Raw genomic sequence first — 21,033 nt, forward strand, 5'->3', positions numbered from 1 at the left:
TTTTTTGTAGGTGGAAGGGGGAGTTATGGGCTATTTCATTCTGGTGGCTATCCTGGGCGCAGTGTGGCTCGCGTTCGAGGGCATGTGATGCGCTGGCTCGCACGCGTTTTCGCATCCGCAATCGTGCGTCGATGTGCCTATCTACTCGTTGCGTTAATCGCAGCATGGTGTGGCGTTGGACGGGCCGAGGCTAAGGATTACGAGGACCAGGGCGCAGCCTATTCTGGTTGCATGTCTGATGCTCGGGGGTCTACTGCTGCGTTAGGTGGTAAGTCGCAGGGCAGCTGTGCGCTTGAAACAGAAGGTTTGTACAAGTGCTATGCGTATCAATTGTGGAATGGTAATCAGGAGGTGCTTACGCTGTGTGGTGCCGCGCCGGGATTCGAGACTTCTCACCGATACGTCTTGTCCTGTGCGTCTAAGCCGTCTGCGATAACGCAGTTTCAGCCAATGAATGGATCTAGTCAGTGTTGGAACGGGTGTGAGGTCAAGTATCGTCAGAACGGCGACGATGAAACCAGCACGCGCAGCACCACGGGTGCTGTTTGCGATCCTGATTACAAGAAGAAATGCCCAGTCGGTTCGTTCTGGAACGGCTACATGGGTGTTTGTCAGCCCATTGACCCCAGTTGTCCTGAAGGCCAGGTCAAGCAAGACGGGGTGTGTAAGCCGGAAAACAAATGCCCCCAAGGCATGGTCGCGGTGCAAGCATCAACGCCTGGTGCGGTGGCTCAGGGAGCCTTGTATTGCGCGCCTGAGAAAGAGGAATGTCCGCCAGGCACGATCATGTCGCCTGCTGGCAAATGCTTGCCAGGTGAGGGCCAGTGCGCCAAGGGTGAGGCTCCTGGCAAAGATGGCACGTGTAAGAAAGATGCCGATGGCGACGGGGAGGGCGATGAGGAAGGTGATGGTGAAGGCGAGGGTGGTGAAGGCAAGAAGGATGAGGCATCAGGCGGCGAAAGCTGTGAGACGCCTCCCTCTTGTAGCGGCAGCGCAATCCAATGCATACAGGTCAAAATTCAGTGGCGCATTGATTGCAATACGCGACGATCACAGAACATCAGCGGTGGCACGTGTGATGCGGTTCCTGTATGCACCGGCAAGGCATGCGATGCAATGGAGTACGCACAGTTGATGCAGCAGTGGCGCTCTACGTGCGTACTCGAGAAGCTGGCTAAGGCCACTAACGCAAGCGGAAATTCAACGGATAAGAACGGCAATGGTGTCGCCGATGCGCTTGAGGGCAGTGGCGCTGTGACTGAGCCAGGCGATGGCAAAACCGATGTAGATGGTGCAAAGCGGTTCGGCATTCGGTTCTCTGCTGACAAGCTCGATACTGAGAATATTTTCGGCGGCGGTAGCTGTCCTGAGCCTCCGAGCTTCACGATCATGGGCAAGACCATCAGTGGTGGTGACTTCCCTTATTTCTGTCGTGCTGCCGCAATTCTTCGTGCACTGGTGCTGATGTTCGGCGCCTACCTAGCTGTAAAAATTCTCATGGGATGGATGGGTTGATATGGGCATGGTTTGGGAGTGGATCACCAAGGGCATCTTCTTCTTCCTCGGCAAGCTCAAGGACATTGCAGCCGGCATTGTGGGCAAGATCTTGTCTAGTTTCGGTCTGACTATCGTGTCATTCGAAGCGGTCCTGCCAAGGCTTAAACAGCTGGTCACTGAGCAAGCGGCTGGCCTCTCTGGTCCCGCGATGGATTTCCTCGGCTATCTCGGCGTTGGGCAAGCGATGTCGATGGTGCTTTCTGCACTCACCGTGCAAATGGCCTGGAAGGTGTTCGTTATTCCTAAGAATGTCGCCGATCAGCTGGGGGCTGGGTCATGATTTATTGGTATACCGGTCAGCCTGGGCACGGCAAAACACTGCATGCTATTGATCGTCTTCTTGAGTTCAAGGACCAGGGCCGTATCGTCTACGCTTGCAATATTCGCGAATTCGACTATGCCAAGACAGGCGTTCTTGAGATGACGCCGCAGCAGTTTTGCGATTGGCCTAACTTCCTTCCCGATGGTGCGGTTGCCTTGGTCGATGAGGCCTATGAACACGGCATGCTGCCTAAGCGCCCGAATAGCTCTAAGGTGCCTCATCACGTCGAGCAGCTGGCAAAGCATCGGCATCGTGGCTTGGATTTCATTTTCGTCAGTCAGTCGCCTGATAAGCAATGCGATCAGTTCGTGCATGACTTGATCGAACGACACGTGCACGTGCGAAGGCGCTTTGGTACTAAGTTCGTGCACTTGCGCGAGTTCGATCGATTTGAGGCGCAGGCCGAGAAGGCAACACCGCTGGTTGTCAAGCGCAAGGCATTGCCCAAGCGTCCGATGGGCACTTATAAATCGACCGAGCTAGACACCACTGAGCGCAGGATTCCGTGGTACTACATCGCGCTGCCGATCTTTGTCATTGGCGGCCTTTTCCTCCTGTATTACACGTTCGGCAATATGGGCAAGCGGTTAGGGGGCGAGGCCGTTCCAGCTGCTGCCCAAACGCAGCAAGGCGGTGCGGCGCCGCGCGACGGAGCGTCAGCGACGGCGCCCGGCGCGGCTACGCCGCCCAAAGTGCTTACAGCTGCCGAATACGCCAAGCAGTTTCTGCCGCGTGTTCCATCTGAGCCGTGGAGTGCGCCTGCATACGATGGCAAGCTGACATTGCCCAACGAGGCACCGCGTTTGTTCTGCATGTCCTCGCTCACTGGTACCAACGCGCAGGGTGAGCATCTGGGTCCCACTTGCACCTGCATGACAGAGCAGGGCACCCATTACGTGGTTGACCCGCAGACGTGTCGCTATATCGCCCGTCGCGGTCAATACGAGCCGTATCGCGATGAGCGCAATGATCGCTATGTTGATGGACCAACTCAGATCGATCGCGGGATGCAAGCCGTTGCCCAGCGACAGCAGGAAAGTGCAGTCGTTGCCCGTGGTAATCGATCCTTGGGCACTTTCCCTGAGTCGCTTGGCTACAGCACATCCACTAGCGTTCCGTCTACGAGTCGCGAGCTATGACCAGCAGTGGCCGCGAATTGCTCAAGTGGATCGCTGTCATCTGCATGACGTGCGATCACGTGGCCACCATTGTCTATGGTGGCCACGTGCCCGTTCTTTCCCAGCTCGGCCGCATTGCATTTCCATTGTTCGCGATGGTCATGGCCTACAACCTGGCTCAGGATCGAGTTGACTATGCGAAGTCAGTCAGGCGGCTGGCAATTTGGGGTGTCATTGTTCAACCGGTCCACGCCTGGGCCTTTGGTGCCTGGCTGCCGCTCAACGTCCTGTTGACGTTCTGCCTCGCTGCCTGCGTTGTCTGGGCCGCAGATCGCCGCCAGTGGCCGCTCGTGGCCGTCCTAGCCTTGGTGGTGCCTCTCTTCGTCGATTACCAGTGGATCGGCATCTGGCTGGTCTGGGCCTTCTGGTGGTGGTTCAAGGACCGTGGCCGCCTGGTCAATATCTTCTACTGGTACGACCGACACAGCACCTTTCTGCACTTCAGGTTGCCTCTATGGATTTCGCTGGCTATTGCGCTGCTGTGCCTCTACAACGGCAACGCCTGGGCACTCCTGGCAATCCCGCTCGTTGAACTTGGCTACCGCAACTGGAGCCTGCCACGCACACGCTGGGCCTTCTACGGTTACTACGTTGGCCACCTGGCAGTCCTGGCGGTCCTTGTTCGCTCATGATTGGGGTGTAGGGGCAGGGCCCCTACGGATAACGCCTCACCCGCGCCGTGGAGCTCTTGGCCCACGTGTGTGCCGGATCACACGCGTTCTATCGGCGGACTCCGCGTCAGCCACCGCTGAGAGCCGTTTTTCGCGCCTGCGCTGCAACACGTCCCGTAGGTAGATCACGTTCCCGCCTGCAGAAACATGAGAGCCTGGAGACCTTGTGGCAGTAGGCTTTCGAGGATTCGCCGATCGAGCATTGCGTTCTTCGGACATCATTAATGACCATTCCCGAGCGATGGCACAGGTCAGCGCCCAGAAGCGCATATCGGATGGTTCGATGTCGTAGTTCTCCGGCGTAAAAAACCGGTGTCCCTGAAAACCAAAACCGGCCCAAGGGCCGGTCAGGTCTACGCGAGCGTAGGTGTCTAGATTCACGCAGCGATTTCCTTGTCCGTTGGACTGCGTGACGGTAGCAGCGAGGTGATCCAGAGCCAGAGAAGACGGCCGCGCATCTTCAGCGCGTCTCGGACCACATTTCGCATAATGTATATTATGTCAAGGCGCTTGCGTGGCTTGCTAGGTTCGTTTGCTGCTGCAGTCACGGTGCGGCGGCGACGATGGCACGCCAAATGGAGATTGGCAGATGCGTGATCGACAACTGACCGGCCCGTGGGCCGGTTTTTCGTTCGTACGTGGCGAGCTGGTGACGCCGGAGGGAAAGGCGTTCACAGCAACCCAGCTGACCTGGCTGGCGCTGACATCGAGCCTGGCGCGGGAATGGTCAGCAATGATGGACGAAGCCAAGCTAAGGGTGTGTAACCCTCAGTACAAACGCCTATACGTGCCCAAGCCGCCACATCGCTCAACAGCGGCCAACGTGATCTACCTGCGGGACGTGATACAGCGCAGGCATGAAGAGCGGTCATCAGTGGTGGATGGCGCGGGGTCCGCCGATCGAGCGCAGGTGGTGCGTAGAACGAGGGGGCCTCGAGCTCCACAGCGCGGGTGAAGCGTTATCCGTAGGGGCTAGGCCCCTACACCCCAATCATGAGCGGAACAAGATCCCGAGAACTGCCAGGTGGCCGACGTAGTAGCCATAAAAGGCCCAACGTGTGCGTGGCAGCTTCCAATTGCGATAACCCAGCTCCATGAGTGGAATCGCGAGCAATGCCCAGGCGTTGCCGTTGTAGAGGCACATCAGGATCATCGCCGCTGCAAGCAGTACCGGGATGCGCACGTGGGCAAGCGTGGTGGACGTGTCATACCAGGCAAAAATATTCACCAACCTGCCCTGCCCCTTGAACCAGTGCCAGGCAGCCAGAACGAGCCAGACACCCGTCCACTGGTAATCAACGAATGCCGGCGCCAGCAGGCCCAGGAACGCCGCCTGCGGCCACTGGCGACGATCTACCGCCCAGACCAGGCACGCGGCAAGGGCGAATGTCAGCAGCACGTTGAGCGGCCACCAAGAGCCGAATGCCCACGCGTGCACCGGCTGGGCGATCAAGCCCCAGATCGCAAGACGCGAGACAGACTTACGGTAGTCGGCGAGCGGCTGGGCCAGGTTGTAGGCCATGACCAGGGCAAACACCGGAAACGCAATGCGGCCGAGCTGCGACAGCACCGGCACATAGCCGCCATAGACGATGGTAGCCACGTGGTCACACGTCATGCAGATGAGGGCGATCCACTTGAGCAATTCCCGGCCGCTGCTGGTCATAGGTCAAGGCCCGTTGACGGCGTGCTGGTGGACGGCACATAGCCAGGCGACTCAGGAAAAGTGCCCTGCGCACGCTGACCGCGATCAATCGTCATTGCGTCCAGACGACGCTGCGCGACGGCTTGCATCCCGCGATCAATCTGCGTAGGACCGTCAACCAATCGATCATTGCGCTCATCGCGATACGGTTCGTACTGCCCGCGACGGGCTATGTAGCGACACGTCTGCTGATCCACCACGTAATGCGTGCCCTGCTCTGTCATGCACGTGCACGTGGGGCCCACACGCTCACCGTGCGCGTTACTACCTGTCAGCGAGGACATGCAGAACAACCGCGGTGCCTCATTCGGCAATGTCAGCTTGCCGTCGTATATGGGCGCACTCCACGGCTCAGACGGGACACGCGGCAGAAATTGCTTGGCGAATTCAGCAGCAGTGATGACCCTCTGCGGCGTAGCCGCGCCGGCCGCCTTCGCTGACGCTCCGTCGGGCCGCGCCGCATCGCCTTGAGGGGTTTGCACAGCAGCCGGAACCGACTCACCGCTTAGCCGCTTGCCCATGTTGCCGAAGGTGTAATACATCAAGCCCAAACCGACCACAATGAAGATCGGCAGCGCGATGTAATACCACGGAATTCTACGCTGCGTGGTGTCTAGCTCAGTGGATTTGTAGGTGCCCATGGGCCGCTTGGGCAATGCCTTGCGCTTGACAACGAGTGGTGTTGCCTTCTCGGCGCGAGCCTCAAACCGGTCGAACTCGCGCAAGTGCACAAACTTGGTTCCGAAGCGCCTGCGCACATGGATATGTCGTTCGATCAGATCGTGCACGAACTGGTCGCACTGCTTATCGGGCGACTGGCTAACGAAGATGAAATCCAGGCCGCGATGCCGATGCTTAGCAAGCTGCTCGACATGATGCGGAACCCTGGAGCTATTCGGACGCTTTGGAAGCATCGCGTGTTCGTAAGCCTCATCGACCAGCGCAACAGCACCATCGGGCAGGAAATTAGGCCAGTCGCGAAACTGTTCCGGCGTCATCTCAAGCACACCGGTTTTTGCATAGTCGAACTCGCGAATATTGCACGCGTAAACAATGCGCCCCTGATCCTTAAACTCAAGCAATTTTTCAATTGCATGCAGCGTTTTGCCGTGCCCAGGCTGACCGGTATACCAGTAGATCATGAGCCCGCTCCAAGCTGATCAGCGACGGTTTTTGGAATGATGAAGACCTTCCAAGCCATCTGGACGGTGAGCGCAGATAGGACCATCGACATGGCTTGACCAACGCCGAGATAGCCGAGGAAATCCATTGCAGGACCGGACAGGCCAGACGCCTGTTCGGTGATGACCTCTTTCAATTTTGGCAGCACAGCTTCGAAGGAAACGATGGTCAGCCCGAAGCTCGACAAGATCTTGCCCACGATGCCGGCTGCAATGTCCTTGAGCTTGCCGAAGAAAAAGAAAATGCCCTTAGTGATCCACTCCCAGACCATGCCCATATCAACCAGTCCATCCCATGAGAATTTTTACAGCAAGGTACGCGCCGAACAGCAACACAAGCGCACGGAGAATCGCAGCAGCACGACAAAAATAGGGGAAATCACCACCACTAATCGTCTTGCCCATGATGACGAAGCTGGGAGGCTCAGGGCAGCTGCCGCCGCCGAAAATGTTCTCTCGATCCAGCTTGTCAGCAGAGAAGCGAATACCGAAGCGCTTAGCACCCTCCACGTCCGATTTGCCATCGCCAGGATCGGTAACGTTGCCACTGCCCTCAAGTGCGTCGGCAACGCCGTTGCCATTCTTGTCGGTGTTGCTGCCAGATGACGTGTCGCCCTTGGCGATCTTTTCGAGTGCGCAGGTTGAGCGCCACTGCTGCATCAACTGTGCGTACTCCATTGCATCGCATGCCTTGCCGGTGCACACAGGAACAGCAGTACATGTGCCGCCGCTGATGTTCTGCGCACGACGGGTATTGCAATCGATACGCCACTGAATTTTCACTTGGATGCATTGGATAGCGCTGCCGCTACAGCTAGGCGGCGTGTCGCAACTTTCGCCACCTGATGCCTCATCTTTTTTGCCTTCGCCGCCCTCGCCTTCGCCGTCGCCTTCCTCGTCACCTTCGCCATCGCCGTCAGCGTCTTTCTTGCAAGTGCCATCCTTCCCAGGTGCTTCGCCAGACGCACACTGACCCTCGCCGGGTAAACACTTGCCAGCAGGCGACATGATCGTGCCAGGTGGGCATTCCTCTTTTTCAGGCGCGCAATACAACGCTCCCTGAGCCACAGCACCAGGCGTTGATGCTTGCACCGCGACCATGCCTTGGGGGCATTTGTTTTCCGGCTTACAAACCCCGTCTTGCTTGACCTGGCCTTCAGGACAACTGGGGTCAATGGGCTGACACACACCCATGTAGCCGTTCCAGAATGAACTGACTGGGCATTTCTTCTTGTAATCGGGATCGCACACAGCACCCGTGGTGCTACGCGTACTGGTTTCATCGTCGCCGTTCTGCCGATACTTGACCTCGCAGCCGTTCCAACACTGACTAGATCCATTCATTGGCTGAAACTGCGTTATCGCAGACGGCTTAGATGCACAGGACAAGGCGTATCGGTGAGAAGTCTCAAATCCCGGCGCGGCACCACAGAGCGTAAGGACCTCCTGATTACCATTCCACAATTGATACGCATAGCACTTGTACAAACCTTCTGTTTCAAGCGCACAGCTGCCCTGCGACTTACCACCTAACGCAGCAGTAGACCCGCGAGCATCAGACATGCAACCCGAATAGGCTGCGCCCTGGTCCTCATAATCCTTAGCCTCGGCCCGTCCAACGCCGCACCATGCTGCGATTAAAGCAACGAGTAGATAGGCACATCGACGCACGATTGCGGATGCGAAAACGCGTGCGAGCCAGCGCATCACATGCCCTCGAACGCGAGCCACACTGCGCCCAGGATAGCCACCAGAATGAAATAGCCCATAACTCCCCCTTTTGCCTAAAAAAAAGGGGCGAACGTTGCCGCGCGCCCCTCCCACTTTCCCTGGAGCGACGCGATTAGTGGGCGCGCTTCACGTAAGCCCACAGGATGATCGCGCCAAGGATGATGGCGCACGCACCAATGACCAACATCACATCACCCTTACCGCTGGCCAACTCGCCGGCAACCGCAGCACCGGGCGAACCAGTACCGGATGCGAATGCGGCACCGGATGCGAGGAGGCTGGAAGCGCCGGCACTGACCTTGCCGGTGGTGGACGAGGCGAAACGACGAGCAGCGTTGACAACGTTCATAGTAAATATCTCCATTTTTCAGTAGACCCCAAGACGCGCCGCGCGGAATACGAGGCGCGCTTTCAACCCGATTGCCCACACCGATACGATGGCGAAAGCGATCATGGTTCCATCTGCCAAATCCAGGGGTGGAAGAATTGGCTGGTGGTACGGCACCCACAGCGGAACCGAACACGTCCCGTCCTGCTGCATGTTTTGCGCAGCGCAGCCGATGACGAACAATGGTTCCGGTGTGGACATGACTTAGGCGACCCGCGTTGCCGGCACGGAAGCCTTGGCGGTCAGATCAGGCACGAGCCGGATGCGCCGGCCGAACTCCAAACCACCGAATTTGTTGTTTTGCAGGGACTTCGGATCGATCACATAGAAGCCCTCGCCGTATGGAGCCTGGTCCTCATCAAGACCAATGGTGAACGGCAGCGGGAAGTCGCCTTCGCGAAGCACAGCTGCAGTCTGCTCGCGGAAATGGGTGGCCGGCTTACCCTCGCGGGCCGGGAACGAACGCACAGCGACAGCGGAACTCATGACTTGAACTTTCATAGTGGGACTACCTTCCAGGCAAATGTCCGGCCGAAGAGAAATGTCACTTTCCACGGGGACGGCCAGAACTCCCCGGTAAGCTTGTCGAACCAACCGCCTTTTGCTTTGCGGATATCCGCTTCCCCGCCGAGAGCTTCACGCGCATCTTTCGGGGCCTTCCACCAGCGCAATTCGCGCTTGGATTCGGTGTTGAGTCCACCGCAGCCGTGTGTGCGAAATCCCTTGGGAAAAGCAGCAGCTGTAATGGCGGTGAACTTGCTTGCGTACTTGGCGAGATAGCCAACGCAGTTGCGGGCTTTCTCGATTTGGCTGCTGCCATGAGGCCACCATCCACGCTGATCGACCTTGCCGAAATACATGCCAGTGGGAACCCACAGCATCACGTGGTAGTGCGGGCGGAATCGCTGGGTGAGCTCTCCGACCCATACGTAACGAAAGCTTTCACGGTTCCACCGTGCGCGCCCAGATTTAAGGCGATTGAAGTGGCCGCGCATGCGTTTAAATAGTTCGCTAACGTCACGAGGGCTGCTGTCGCTTCCATCACGGTAGGTGAGCGTGAGGAAATACCACGCACCACGGAACGAGCCTTTTTTGGCTTCCTGGTCATGCAGACGTGCTCCGGTAATCACGGACTTGCGCAGCCGTTGCGCCCGCGCTTGTAGCGGGTCGATTTCGATGGTCACGGTGCCGGTTGCAGTGGCCCGCGTGTCACTTGTTTTGTAATGGACAAGCCCAAGGGCCAGCGCTGCGCGCTGGCCCTCTGGGGTCAATGCGATCGGATGGGCAGCGTCGAACTCACGCACACTTGTGCCGACGACGCGCTTGTTCTTTTGGAGGGTCTCAGCGGCTAATTCAGTGCGGCGCGTAGCGGCCTGCATGACGCCGATAGACGCATCGAAAGCGGACAACTCACGCGATTGCGCGGGCTGTTGCTGCATACGGATGCGTGCGTTTTTACCGGTGCATGCGACGCAGAGGCCACCGGGGAAAAAGTAGACGGTTGTTTGACCGCAGAACGAGCAGGTTCCGTCAGCCACGACGATGCTCCATAACGCGACAAGCGTTGTCGTTGCCGTCAATGCACTGCTGCTGGATAGCTTCGTCGCGCTCAAGCTGTGCATTGATGCCGTGAGCAGTGCTGATGCCGAAGAACGCACCAACGACCGCACCGAAGATGACGCCGAAGAAAATGGGCCACGGCATTTCACTGACGAATTGCAAAACCTTACGCATGATCCACCTCGCGCTCGGCAGCGGCACGAACAGAGCGCTTGATCCTTGCGATGCGAACGTGGTGATTAGCTGCAGCGATCAAATCCTCTTCGCGCAGCTGGCGAAGAATGGCGGCGTCGCGGCGGTCCAAGATCCAGCCAACGAGGCGAGCGGCTCCGATGCTGAACACGACGCCAGCAGCGCCGATCAATGCAAATGCGATGACGTCCATGAAGCCCCCTCCCCTGCCCCTTGACGCGGACCCCGGAGGGGAGCCGGGGGTCGCGAGTCAAACGCAATTTGACTGGAAGCTTTGTATAGTAGGACTTAACTATTGGTCAAGAGAAATTTGACGTGAACACCCAAATTAAATTGATTGACATGGCTGTCAAAGTATGCAATCCGCCAAACGCGACAGGTCTGGCGGCGAAGATGGGTGTGACTAAAGCGGCCGTGAGCATGTGGCGACACGGCGGCAAGATCAAAGACGATCACCTAATGGCGCTGATAAAAATCGCGCAGGCAGATCCGGCGTTAGCAGTCCTAGTGCGCACCGAGGGTGCTGAGACGGCTGACGCGAAAAAGGCTTGGGGTGCACTGTGGGACAGACTGTCCCCGGTCACTACGGTGATCGGGGCGATGGTTCTGGCAATCGGCATGATGCCGGCGACGGGTCGGACAAACCCGATTAATATCAATAACTTGCACGTCCCGAGCGCGCATAGTCTGTATATTATGTCAGAACCAGCTTGGCAGCTGACTACCTCACAGCCCCGTTGTCCTCCTGCAGCTCCCGCTTGAACGGCACATCCGGCGGCGGTCTGGCCGTTGCTGGTTGATCGTTGAGGTTCGGATCACTGAGGCCGCAGCCGCCGCCGAATTGCAGCAACGACACCACGCAGCTGATCTTGGTGGTCGTTCCCGGGATCGGAATCTCGATCTTCTTCAGGCCGCGGCGCACCCATTCCTGCAGCAGCGACTGGTTTGGCATCCAGTACTTGTCCAGCGAGGTCGGCGTGTAGCCGTATGGCGGACGTTTGAGCCAGGTGCCGCCCTGGGCGATCTGGTCGCGGGTCCAGGTATCGGTTTCGCTGCCTGGCGGCCCGCGGTCGCCAGCACCGTTGCCGGCATCGCCGGTTCCGGCGGCGACGTGGACGCTGCCGTCCGCGTTGAACATGCCATTGCGCGTTCCGTTGGCACCTGTTGCTTCGCCGCTGCGGCGACGGTCGGATTTGCTCCAGTCGTCTGCATTGGCCGCAACGTCCCAGCCGCCACTACGGTCTGCCGGGGCCGGGCCGGCATTGCTGGTTGCTGGCCTGGTTGCGGATGCCGCCGTCGCTGTGGCGTTGCTGGATTGCGCCGCTCCCGCTGGGTTCGCCTGCGCCTGGTTGGGCTGCGTAGAAGTCGCCGATGGTTGCGTTGCTGCAGCAACCGACGAAGACGCTGCCGGCGACGGAGTCACCGGCGTCTGTTGGGCTGGTGCCGCCGGAGCCGGCTGGGGCGCCGGGTCCGGCACGCTTGGCAGCGCTGCCGTTCGAACCGCGACGTCGGGCATGCGAACTGTCGGCGTGATCTCGCGGCTGCGCACGGACGGCGCAACGACCTGTGGCCGGTCCGGCACGACGATTTCACGCTCGCGCACCGTTGGCGCCTTGGCAGCGCGCACCGCCACAGTGGCTGCAGGACGTTGCAATTCGCGCAGTTGCGGCTGTTCGGTCACGGTCTGGATATCGCGCTGCCGCACTTCGATCTGTGGTGCGGCCGGCGCGACCGGACGCGGAGCAACCGTGATCGTAGGCGGTGGCGGCACGACGAAGTCGTTCGTGGCCACCGGTGTTTCGGTGACCTGCAGCGGCGATTCAATCGTCACCGGCGGAACCTGCACGCTCACACGTGGCACCTCAGGCGCCACCGGTTCGCTGGCAGCGGCAGCCACCGGTTCCGGCGCGATGTCCTGCGCCTGGGCAGTACCTGAAGGATCGGCAGGTGGCTCGGCGGGCGCAGGCTCCGACGGTGCTGCACTCGCTTTGTTCGGCCTGCCGGTTGCAGCGGACGCACTGGATTGCGACGCTGACGCCGCATCGCCCGAGGCGGCCTGCGCAGCCTCAGCGGGCTGCCCTTGCCCACCGCCCTGCTCTGCCGCACCGTCACCGATGAAGGTCATGCGCATCCGCGATTCGTCGCCGGTCTTGGTTTCGTCCGGCGCCCAGCGCACCGTGACGACCCAGATCAGCAGTGCGATGAAACCGAGATGGATCAACAGGCTAGCGAGCAGCGCCAGCCAGTGTTGCGGCCGTTGGTCTTTCGGCCGCGGCTCCCAGTGCTGCCACCACAGGCTGCGAAATGCCTGGAACGGCGACAATACCAACGCCATGCCAGCACCTGCAGGCGGCGCTGGCCGTGCCAGCAGCACACCCATCACCTGGTCATCGTTGAACGCAGCCGCCGGCCCGATGCGACTGCTCATCCAGGTTGCCCAGCCGTAAGGCAGGCCGGTGCGCCGATCCAGGATGAGCTTGCCCGGCATGCGCGCGCGCAGTGCCTGCAGCAGATCGGCGGCCGTGGTCACCGGTGGCGCGAAATCAGGCCGCGCTGTCGCGCGGAATATACGGTGCGTCGCCAGTGGCGTGGTCGGTCGCGTCGCGCACCGCAATCACGCCGGGCACGCGCCCCATCAAGGTCTTCTCGATACCCTGCTTCAAGGTCACATCAGCCATGCCGCAACCGTGGCAACCGCCGCCGAAGCGCAGCAGCACGACACCCTCTGCCGAGACCTCCTGCACCGCCACACGGCCACCATGCGACGCCAGCTGCGGGTTGATTTCATTCTCCACCACCCAGCGCACGCGTTCTACCATCGATGCGGACTCGGCCGGCGCTTCGCCCTTGATCTTGGGTGCCTTGATGGTGAGCTGCTGGTTGCCGGTGGATTGGGTGACGTAGTCGATCTCAGCGCCATCCACCCAGGGCACGCTGGCGGCGACGATATATAAGGTGAAGCCGTCGCAATCGATCGCCCATTCGTCGCCGCTCAGGTCCGCCGGTTCGGCGAACTCGAGCCGGGCGTCGGCGCGCGGGGTGCCTGCGTCCACCGCGCTCAGGCGCACGCCCATGCCGGGTACGCCCTCGCGTTCGATGAGCTTGCGGAAATAGGTTTGGGCTTTGTCGGATATCTGGATCATGCGGGTTATTCTACCGCTCAATGCGCCTGCGCTCATGGAACACCGTGATCCTGAGTGAACGCGCTGTCCGCCACCCCTGCGAGACTGTCATGACCGATCTGATTCCCCTGGAACAGGCCCATTGCCTGCCGCGCAAGGGCAGCGACCACAAGCTTGGCGAAGCGCGTCTGGCTGAACTGCTGCCGCAGGTGCCGGGCTGGGAGCTGGCCGAAATGGGCACGGCAATCACCCGCACATTCCGCTTTGCCGACTATTACCGCACGCTGGCCTTCGTCAACGCACTGGCCTGGATCGCCCACCGCGAAGACCACCACCCCGACCTGGGCGTGCATTACGACCGCGTGGTGGTGCGCTATTCCACCCACGACGTCGGCGGCTTGAGCGAAAACGACTTCATCTGTGCGGCCAAGACCGCCCAGCTTTACGATCAAGGAGCCACCCCATGACCCTGTCTCGCACCGCCCTCGCCGGCCTGTTCCTTGCTGTCGGCATCAGCGGGTGTGGCAAGTCGTCGCAGCCGCCGGCCGCGCCGGCGGTGGCACCGACTGAACTGGCCGCCTTGAAGACGCCGCCGCCGGAATACTCCCCGCAACTGGCCTGCGCCGGCATCGGCGGCACCGCCGTGCTCCGGGTCGTGGTCGGTGTCGAAGGCACCCCGACCGACGTGTCGGTCTCTCAAAGCAGCGGTCAACCGGTGCTGGACGAAGCAGCGCAAAAACGCGTGCGCGAATGGAAATTCCGGGCCGCCACGCGCAACGGCCAGGCAGTGCCGCAGACGATCCAGGTGCCGGTCGCCTTCAAGCCGCCGGTGCCGCGCCCGGACGAGTGCTTCGCCATCGAAGAGCGTGCGCGTCGAGGCGGCTGAGCCGCTGTTGATGCATTGCGCGAATAGATGCGGCGGCGGCAACGCGCCGGCGCGCCGCGCCCGACGCTGAGCACCGCACAGGCGTGCATCAGCGCCAGGCACCGCAGTGTTCGCCAGCTGTCAGCGTGCACGCGCCAGGGCTGCCGCGTCAGACACCACGTGTTCGTCATCCAGGCATGGCCATCCTGCAGGCGCAGCGTGGCCATGCGCAAAGTGCGCAGCAGCAGTCGCCACGCTCCCCGCAGGTCGGTTCCATTCCACGAGGTCGTGCGTCACATGCTCGAAGTGTCATCACACAATGTCTGGACCGCATTTGCGGTCACGCTGGCCGCTGGGCTGGCGACCGGACTCGGCAGCCTGATGGTCGTGTTCTCCAAGAAACCCAATCCGCGCCTGCTGGCGTTCGGGCTGGCATTCGCTGGCGGTGCGATGGTGTACGTGTCGCTGTCGGAGATTCTCAACAAATCGATCGCCTCGTTTTCCAACGCCTACAACGACAAGCTCGGCTTTACCTTCGGGACGCTGGCGTTTCTGGCCGGCATGCTGTTGATCATGGTGATCGACCGGCTGGTGCCCAACCCGCACCAGAGCCTGTCCAGCGACGATCCGCTGTTCCGCGACGACAACCGGGCCTATATCCGCCGGGTCGGCCTGATGACGGCCATCGCCATCACCGCGCACAATTTCCCCGAAGGCTTGGCGACCTTCTTCGCCACACTGGAAAGCCCCGCGGTCGGCATGCCGCTCGCGTTCGCCATCGCCATCCACAACATTCCCGAGGGCATCGCGATTGCGGTGCCGGTGTACTTCGCCACCCGCAACAAGCTCTACGCCTTTGGCGCCAGCCTGCTCAGCGGACTGGCCGAACCGATCGGCGCCGGCATCGGCTATCTGGCCTTGTCCAGCGTGTTGTCCGAAGCGGTGTTCGGCACGGTCTTCGGCCTGATTTCCGGGGTGATGGTGTTCCTGGCACTGGATGAATTGTTGCCGGCTGCCAAGCGCTACGCGCGGGGCCACGAGACGGTCTATGGCCTGGTCGCCGGCATGGGCACACTGGCCATCAGTCTGGTGTTGTTCCGCTTCGCCACGCCCTAGCGCGGCCTGTAACGACCACATGACGTGGCAGCGAGACGCGATTGCCTTGTGCGGTCGGTGGCGTTCGGATGCCAGGTTTGGATCGCCATTCACCTGACGAGTGCGGGTTCCGCTCTACCGGCAGGATCGTGACCCGCGCAGCCGCACATGGCGCGCGTGCCGTCCCAGCATCCGCGCCGATGTAGCCGCCCTGCCCGCCCTGGCTGCGTCAGCGCCCCAGCCGGTCCAACGCCTCGGCCAGCTCCGGCGCCAGCGGCGCGCTCAACACGTAGGGCGTCTTGCCGCCGTCCAGCGTGAATTCCAGCGACGCGGCATGCAGGAACAAACGCTTCAGGCCGAGCTGGTCGCGCAGGCGCTTGTTGACCTCCGCCTCGCCGTACTTGTCGTCACCGGCGACCGGGTGCCCCAGGTGCTGAGCGTGCACGCGGATCTGGTGGGTGCGGCCGGTTTCGATGCGGACTTCGCAATACGAATGCCCGCCGCGTCGCTCCAGCAGCTTGAAGTGACTCAGCGATGGCTTGCCGATCGCATTGACCTGCACGTGCCGCTCGCCGCCCTGGCGCAGCCCGATGTGCAGCGGCGCATCAACCGTCATCACCCCGTCCGGCATGCGGCCGACCAGCAGGGTCAGGTAGCGCTTGGTGATGCCGCGGCCTTCGACGCGGTCGTCCTCCCGCATCAAGGCCTGCATCTCGGTCAGCGCGGAGCGCTTTTTCGCCACGATCAACAGGCCGGAGGTATCGCGGTCGAGCCGGTGCACCAGCTCCAGGGTCTGGTTCGGACGCAGCGCCCGCAGGGTTTCGATGGCGCCAAAGCTGATCCCGCTGCCGCCATGGCTGGCGACCCCGGATGGCTTGTTGAGCGCCAGCAGTCGCGCGTCCTCGAACACGATCGCCGCTTCCAGCCGCGCCAGGAACGACGACGGTGGTGCGGCCTTGTCGCCCTCTTCGGCAACGCGCACCGGCGGGATCCGCACTTCTTCGCCGCCCTTGAGCTTGCGCTCGGCCTTGGCCCGCCCGCCGTTCACGCGCACCTGGCCGCTGCGCACCAGCTTGTAGATCAGGCTGCGCGGCGCGCCCTTGAGCTGGCCGAGCAGGAAATTGTCCAGCCGCTGCCCAGCACGGTCTTCCGGAACTTTGAGAATACGCACGCCCACACGGTCGGCGGGCGGCTTGGGGGGCTGGGGGTCGGTCATCCGGCTCTTTATTCTGTTACACTCGGCGAGCGAGATAAGGGTTTGATTTCGTTGGAAGTTGATTGGCCAGAAGCCTGCCTTCCGATGATTCCGGCACAGTGCGCGACCACCGCCCCCGGGGCGGCCATGTTAGCGGCTCACCGGCCTGCCCGGCCATCGCCAGCGGTTTTTGACCGTTGCGCTGAACATGTCCCGCGCGCTGCCCCGGTTCGTCCGGACGCGGCTGCCGGCCCTGAAACACCTATAAAACTTAAGACAAGCGCTCCCGCGGCCTGCCGTGGTGTTGCAGCGCTGGAAACCCTGGTCAGGCCTGTCCGCGCGTTGCGCGAAGGGCCGACAAGCTGTTCCAGAGGCGAAACGTCACGGCGTTCCGCGCGGTAGAGCGCGTGAGGAACGCAACAATGAAGCGAATGCTGATCAACGCAACGCAGGCCGAAGAGCTGCGCGTGGCGATTGTGGACGGCCAGACCCTGTACGACATCGACATCGAACAGCCGTCCAAGGAACAAAAGAAGTCCAACATCTACAAGGGTCGCATTACCCGGCTCGAGCCCTCCCTGGAGGCGGCGTTCGTGGACTATGGCGCCGAGCGCCATGGCTTCCTGCCGTTGAAGGAAATCTCCCGCGATTACTTCCAGGCTGGCGTCGACCACAACAAGTCGACCATTCGCGAGCTGTTGCGCGAAGGCCAGGAAATCGTGGTGCAGGTCGACAAGGAAGAGCGCGGCAACAAGGGCGCCGCCCTGACCACGTTCATCTCGCTGGCCGGCCGCTACATGGTGCTGATGCCCAATTCGCCCAGCGCCGGTGGCGTCTCGCGCCGGATCGAAGGCGAAGACCGTGCCGCGCTGAAGGAAGCGCTGGACAAGCTCGACATCCCCGACGACATGGGCGTGATCATCCGCACTGCCGGTGTCGGCCGTGACGCCGAAGAACTGCAGTGGGATCTGGACTATCTGCTGCAGACCTGGAAGGCGATTGCCGAGGCAGCGCTGAGCAAGCCGGCCGCATTCCTGATCTACCAGGAATCGCGCCTGATCATCCGCGCCCTGCGCGACTACCTGCGCGCCGACATCGGCGAAATCCTGGTCGATACGCCGGAGCTGTATGCCGACGCCCAGGAGTTCATGCAGCAGGTGATGCCGCAGAGCCTGCGCAAGCTCAAGCACTACACCGACGACATCCCGCTGTTCAACCGCTTCCAGATCGAATCGCAGATCGAAGGCGCCTACGAGCGCAACGTGCGCCTGCCGTCGGGTGGCTCGATCGTGGTCGATCAGACCGAAGCGCTGACCGCCGTCGACGTGAACTCCTCGCGCGCCACCAAGGGCAGCGACATCGAAGAGACCGCCTTCCAGACCAATCTGGAAGCGGCCGAGGAAGTGGCCCGCCAGCTGCGCCTGCGCGACCTGGGCGGCTTGGTGGTGATCGACTTCATCGACATGGCCTCGACCAAGCACCAGCGCGAAGTCGAAAACAAGCTGCAGAATGCGCTCAAGTACGACCGCGCACGCGTGCAGCTGGGCCGCATCTCGCGCTTTGGCCTGATGGAAATGAGCCGCCAGCGCCTGCGTCCGAGCCTGGGCGAATCCAGCCAGATCGTGTGCCCGCGTTGCGACGGCCATGGCCGCATGCGCAGCGTCGAGTCGCTGTCGCTGTCGATCATCCGCGTGGCCGAAGAGCACGCCATGAAGGAAAACACCGGACAGGTGCTGGTGCAGGCCCCGGTGGAAATCGCCAACTACCTGCTCAACGAAAAGCGCAGCGCGCTGCGTGAGATCGAGCAGCGTCACGAATCGCCGATCATCATCGTCGCCGACGAACAGCTGCATACCCCGCACTACGAAGTCACCCGCCTGCGCGAGAACGAGCTGGGCGAAGACAGCGGCAAACCGAGCTACCAGCGCGGCACCCCGCGCAAGTTGCCGGTACATGCGCTGACCAAGGCACAGTTGAATATCCCGGCTGCGCCGGCAGTGACCTCGATCAAGCCGAGCCAACCGGCGCCGCTGCGTGAAGAGGCCCCTGCCCCGGTTGCCGCCGCATCTGCACCCGCTCCGGTTCCGGTCGCGGCACTGCCGCTGCCCGCGCCGGTGACCGGTGTGGTCGGCTGGCTGAAGCGCATCTTCGGTGGCGTCGAGCCAGTCGCGCCTGCGCCCGAGTCGACCCAGCGTCCGCGTCAGAACGATGCCGGCCGCAGCAGCCGTAACGAGCGTAGCGACCGTGGCGGTCAGCGTCGCGACGGCCGTGATGCCCGCAATGGTGGCAACGGTGGCAATCAGCACCGCGGCAATGGCGGCAATGGCAACGGCAATGGCGCCAACAAGGAGCGTCGTGACGAGCGTCGCCAGCCAGCCAATGGCCAGGCTGCGCAACACGGTGGTCAGGCGCAGCAGGTGCAGGTGCCCAAGCCGCCACGCGGCGAGGCACAGCAACCCAAGCAGCCGCAGCAGGCCCAGCAGCAGAAGCAGAAGCCGCAGCCGCAGAACCAGACACCGCGCCCGCCGCGTGCAGCTGCACAGCAGCAGGACGGCGCGCCGTCCGAGCGGCCGCAACGCCCTGCGCGTCAGGACGAAGGCACTGCCTCGGCGCAGACGCTGACCTCCACGGCTGCAACCGCAACGACTGCAACCGTGGTCGCGGCAATTGCCGACACCGCAGCACCGGCAACGCCGGTGGCAGCAGCTGCGGTCACCCCGGCGCATCCGGTCGAGGTCATCGTGACCGAGTCGCAGGCCGATCGCGGTACCGACGCAAATGCGGAGGGCCAGGCACCGGAGGCGGCAGGCGATGATGCGGCAAATGGCGAAGGCGGCAGCCGTCGTCGTCGCGGTCGTCGTGGTGGCCGTCGTCGCCGTCGCGGCGCTGGCGCAAACGGTGAAGGCGGTACCGGCGTCGATGGTCTGGAGACGGACGATCTGGACGGCGACGCCGAAGGCGATCTCGATGGCGACAACGAGAGCGACGAAGCCGGTGCGCAGGTCCACACCTCGGCTGCCCCGCGCGCCGGTCAACCGGAGTTCGACTTCGACGACGACGCGAGCACGCCTGCGGTATCGGCACGCGCCAAGCCGGAGTCCAGCACTCCGGCCGCAGTGAAGCCGCGCCCGGTCCCGAAGGAGCGTGCGGAAGCACCGCTGGCGGCCGACACAACGTCGACCACGGCGCCGGTTTCCAATGCCACGCCGTCGTTCGAGCAGCAGGCTGCAACTCCGGCAGTCACCGCAGCCGAACACGCACGTGGCGACGCATCGGCGGCCTCTCCGGCACCGGCTGCAACCGCACCAGCCAGCAACACGGCGCCGGCTGCATCGGCACCGGTTGCGCAGGCTTCTGCCGCTGCATCGACGACCCCGCAAGCGCCTCAGGCTCCGGCTGTTGCACAGGAATCGGCGAACTCGCAGGCCCAGGCTCCGGTTGCCGCTTCGACTCCGTCCGCTGTGTCGACCCCGATTGCCGCTTCGGCACCGGTCGCGACGCCAGCAGTGGCCGCGGCTCCGGCTCCGGCAGCTCCGCCTGTGGAGCGTGCTGCTTCCTCGGCCGTGCCCTCGCCCGAGCCGACCGTGCAGTCAACGCCCGTGCCGTCGGTATCGGCCGAAGCCGCAGCACCTGCGGTTGCTCGGCAGGAAGTTGCTCGGCAGGAACAGGCGGCACCGGTTGACGCCGCGGCAGCAACGCAAGCGGAGCCGGTGAAAACCGACGCAACGCCTGCAGCCGTCAGCGTGCCTAAACCGGTCGCTGCTGCGCCCTCAAGCGCTCAGGCGGACGTGGTGACGTCCAAGCCGCCACATGCCGAGCCATCAACGGCGGCAAGCCAGGCAGCCGATGTTGCAGCGACGTCCACCACGACGGTGCCGCAGACCTCGCCGTCTGCCGACGCTGCGCCGGCACGCAAGCCGTACGCTCCGGTGCAGACCACGCTGCTGGACGCATTGGCTCCGGCCGATGCAACAGCCGCGACCGCGACACCGCCACAGGCCGAAACACCAGCGCCGTACAAGGCGCCCGAGCGGCCTGCAGCGGTCGCGCCGGTGGTGCCTGAAGACGCCAACGAGCAGGCTGCCAACAAGCCGAAGCCGACGGTCGTCGTGTCAGAAGCAACAAAGCCTGCAGATGCATCGCGCAATGACGATGACGCGCAGGAGCAGCAAGATGACACCAACAAGCCGCGTGGCGATCACTGATCGTTTCCCGGCCGGTTGAACCTGCCTGAGTGAATCCAGGCAGGTCGTGTCAAACAAGGCGGCCTT

General features: G+C 62.1%; 24 protein-coding genes. 10 read left to right on the top strand and 14 right to left on the bottom strand.

Annotation, left to right across the window (positions count from 1 at the left end; genetic code table 11):
- The first annotated feature begins 87 nt into the window (after window positions 1-87).
- Genes LL972_RS06405 through LL972_RS06420 form a run of 4 tightly spaced genes read left to right on the top strand, consistent with a single transcriptional unit; the run spans window position 88 to window position 3,689 of the window.
- Window positions 88-1,515 carry a virulence factor TspB C-terminal domain-related protein gene (locus tag LL972_RS06405; protein ID WP_429002122.1) on the top strand — a complete coding sequence of 476 codons (1,428 nt, stop codon included), beginning with the start codon at window positions 88-90 and terminating at the stop codon, window positions 1,513-1,515.
- A 1-nt stretch (window position 1,516) separates the two neighbouring features.
- Window positions 1,517-1,837 carry a DUF2523 family protein gene (locus LL972_RS06410; RefSeq protein ID WP_228326873.1) on the top strand — a complete coding sequence of 107 codons (321 nt, stop codon included), beginning with the start codon at window positions 1,517-1,519 and terminating at the stop codon, window positions 1,835-1,837.
- Entirely contained in the window at window positions 1,834-3,018 is a 1,185-nt protein-coding gene (locus tag LL972_RS06415) for a zonular occludens toxin domain-containing protein (protein ID WP_228326874.1), read from the top strand. The genes LL972_RS06410 and LL972_RS06415 overlap by 4 nt, the downstream gene beginning before the upstream one ends.
- Window positions 3,015-3,689 (top strand): TraX family protein, encoded by a 675-nt coding sequence (locus LL972_RS06420; RefSeq protein ID WP_228326875.1) that lies wholly within the window; start codon window positions 3,015-3,017, stop codon window positions 3,687-3,689. The genes LL972_RS06415 and LL972_RS06420 overlap by 4 nt, the downstream gene beginning before the upstream one ends.
- 36 nt (window positions 3,690-3,725) lie before the next feature.
- Here the strand turns inward: LL972_RS06420 and LL972_RS06425 are convergent, their stop codons facing one another.
- Complete coding sequence (locus LL972_RS06425) at window positions 3,726-4,109, bottom strand: hypothetical protein (RefSeq protein WP_228326876.1); 384 nt, start codon at window positions 4,107-4,109, stop codon at window positions 3,726-3,728.
- A gap of 208 nt (window positions 4,110-4,317) precedes the next feature.
- Between LL972_RS06425 and LL972_RS06430 the strand changes: the two genes are divergently transcribed.
- Window positions 4,318-4,683, top strand: coding sequence for a DUF3653 domain-containing protein (locus tag LL972_RS06430; RefSeq protein WP_228326877.1), 366 nt, complete (start codon window positions 4,318-4,320; stop codon window positions 4,681-4,683).
- A 36-nt stretch (window positions 4,684-4,719) separates the two neighbouring features.
- Here LL972_RS06430 and LL972_RS06435 read toward each other — a convergent pair whose 3' ends face one another.
- The 10 genes from LL972_RS06435 to LL972_RS06480 all read right to left on the bottom strand — a co-directional run bounded on the left by LL972_RS06435 (window position 4,720) and on the right by LL972_RS06480 (window position 10,678).
- Window positions 4,720-5,394, bottom strand: coding sequence for a TraX family protein (locus tag LL972_RS06435; protein ID WP_228326878.1), 675 nt, complete (start codon window positions 5,392-5,394; stop codon window positions 4,720-4,722).
- On the bottom strand, window positions 5,391-6,575 hold the full coding sequence (locus LL972_RS06440) for a zonular occludens toxin domain-containing protein (RefSeq protein ID WP_228326879.1): 1,185 nt from the start codon (window positions 6,573-6,575) through the stop codon (window positions 5,391-5,393). Before LL972_RS06440 ends, LL972_RS06435 begins: the two co-directional genes overlap by 4 nt.
- Entirely contained in the window at window positions 6,572-6,892 is a 321-nt protein-coding gene (locus tag LL972_RS06445; RefSeq protein WP_228326880.1) for a DUF2523 family protein, read from the bottom strand. Before LL972_RS06445 ends, LL972_RS06440 begins: the two co-directional genes overlap by 4 nt.
- A gap of 1 nt (window position 6,893) precedes the next feature.
- Complete coding sequence (locus tag LL972_RS06450; protein ID WP_228326881.1) at window positions 6,894-8,321, bottom strand: hypothetical protein; 1,428 nt, start codon at window positions 8,319-8,321, stop codon at window positions 6,894-6,896.
- A gap of 136 nt (window positions 8,322-8,457) precedes the next feature.
- Window positions 8,458-8,694, bottom strand: a complete 237-nt coding sequence (locus tag LL972_RS06455; RefSeq protein WP_228326882.1) for a hypothetical protein — start codon at window positions 8,692-8,694, stop codon at window positions 8,458-8,460.
- Between the two features lie 18 nt (window positions 8,695-8,712).
- Window positions 8,713-8,934: a hypothetical protein gene (locus LL972_RS06460; protein WP_228326883.1), complete on the bottom strand. Its 222-nt coding sequence runs from the start codon at window positions 8,932-8,934 to the stop codon at window positions 8,713-8,715.
- 3 nt (window positions 8,935-8,937) lie between these two features.
- Window positions 8,938-9,234 carry a G5P family DNA-binding protein gene (locus LL972_RS06465; protein ID WP_228326884.1) on the bottom strand — a complete coding sequence of 99 codons (297 nt, stop codon included), beginning with the start codon at window positions 9,232-9,234 and terminating at the stop codon, window positions 8,938-8,940.
- Window positions 9,231-10,172 carry a rolling circle replication-associated protein gene (locus LL972_RS06470; RefSeq protein ID WP_228326942.1) on the bottom strand — a complete coding sequence of 314 codons (942 nt, stop codon included), beginning with the start codon at window positions 10,170-10,172 and terminating at the stop codon, window positions 9,231-9,233. Before LL972_RS06470 ends, LL972_RS06465 begins: the two co-directional genes overlap by 4 nt.
- A 91-nt stretch (window positions 10,173-10,263) precedes the next feature.
- Window positions 10,264-10,467 carry a hypothetical protein gene (locus tag LL972_RS06475; RefSeq protein ID WP_228326885.1) on the bottom strand — a complete coding sequence of 68 codons (204 nt, stop codon included), beginning with the start codon at window positions 10,465-10,467 and terminating at the stop codon, window positions 10,264-10,266.
- A complete protein-coding gene (locus tag LL972_RS06480) occupies window positions 10,460-10,678 on the bottom strand; it encodes a hypothetical protein (protein WP_228326886.1) in 219 nt (72 codons plus the stop codon). The genes LL972_RS06475 and LL972_RS06480 overlap by 8 nt, the downstream gene beginning before the upstream one ends.
- A gap of 122 nt (window positions 10,679-10,800) precedes the next feature.
- Here LL972_RS06480 and LL972_RS06485 point away from each other — a divergent pair, with 122 nt between their 5' ends.
- Window positions 10,801-11,247 carry a DUF3693 domain-containing protein gene (locus LL972_RS06485; RefSeq protein WP_228326887.1) on the top strand — a complete coding sequence of 149 codons (447 nt, stop codon included), beginning with the start codon at window positions 10,801-10,803 and terminating at the stop codon, window positions 11,245-11,247.
- On the opposite strand, the gene LL972_RS06490 is transcribed toward LL972_RS06485, so the two are convergent.
- Both LL972_RS06490 and LL972_RS06495 read right to left on the bottom strand, forming a co-directional pair.
- The gene (locus tag LL972_RS06490) at window positions 11,207-13,015 is read right to left on the bottom strand and encodes a transmembrane repetitive protein (RefSeq protein WP_228326888.1); all 1,809 of its coding nucleotides are present in this window, start codon (window positions 13,013-13,015) and stop codon (window positions 11,207-11,209) included. The two genes, LL972_RS06485 and LL972_RS06490, sit on opposite strands and share 41 nt — an antisense overlap.
- Before the next feature lie 13 nt (window positions 13,016-13,028).
- Complete coding sequence (locus LL972_RS06495) at window positions 13,029-13,628, bottom strand: NfuA family Fe-S biogenesis protein (RefSeq protein WP_024938663.1); 600 nt, start codon at window positions 13,626-13,628, stop codon at window positions 13,029-13,031.
- Between the two features lie 89 nt (window positions 13,629-13,717).
- Between LL972_RS06495 and LL972_RS06500 the strand changes: the two genes are divergently transcribed.
- The 3 genes from LL972_RS06500 (at window position 13,718) to zupT (ending at window position 15,588) form a co-directional block, all read left to right on the top strand.
- Complete coding sequence (locus tag LL972_RS06500; protein WP_228326889.1) at window positions 13,718-14,074, top strand: 4a-hydroxytetrahydrobiopterin dehydratase; 357 nt, start codon at window positions 13,718-13,720, stop codon at window positions 14,072-14,074.
- On the top strand, window positions 14,071-14,493 hold the full coding sequence (locus tag LL972_RS06505; RefSeq protein ID WP_228326890.1) for an energy transducer TonB: 423 nt from the start codon (window positions 14,071-14,073) through the stop codon (window positions 14,491-14,493). The genes LL972_RS06500 and LL972_RS06505 overlap by 4 nt, the downstream gene beginning before the upstream one ends.
- A 276-nt stretch (window positions 14,494-14,769) precedes the next feature.
- Window positions 14,770-15,588, top strand: coding sequence for a zinc transporter ZupT (zupT, locus tag LL972_RS06510; protein ID WP_228326891.1), 819 nt, complete (start codon window positions 14,770-14,772; stop codon window positions 15,586-15,588).
- Between the two features lie 208 nt (window positions 15,589-15,796).
- Here the strand turns inward: zupT and LL972_RS06515 are convergent, their stop codons facing one another.
- Complete coding sequence (locus LL972_RS06515) at window positions 15,797-16,783, bottom strand: RluA family pseudouridine synthase (RefSeq protein ID WP_228326892.1); 987 nt, start codon at window positions 16,781-16,783, stop codon at window positions 15,797-15,799.
- Window positions 16,784-17,193: 410 nt separating this feature from the next.
- Here LL972_RS06515 and LL972_RS06520 point away from each other — a divergent pair, with 410 nt between their 5' ends.
- The gene (locus LL972_RS06520; protein WP_228326943.1) at window positions 17,194-20,967 is read left to right on the top strand and encodes an Rne/Rng family ribonuclease; all 3,774 of its coding nucleotides are present in this window, start codon (window positions 17,194-17,196) and stop codon (window positions 20,965-20,967) included.
- Window positions 20,968-21,033: the final 66 nt, after the last annotated feature.

It is taken from the genome of Xanthomonas campestris pv. asclepiadis, from assembly GCF_020784175.1.
In the GTDB taxonomy this organism is placed as follows: Bacteria; Pseudomonadota; Gammaproteobacteria; order Xanthomonadales; family Xanthomonadaceae; genus Xanthomonas; species Xanthomonas campestris_D.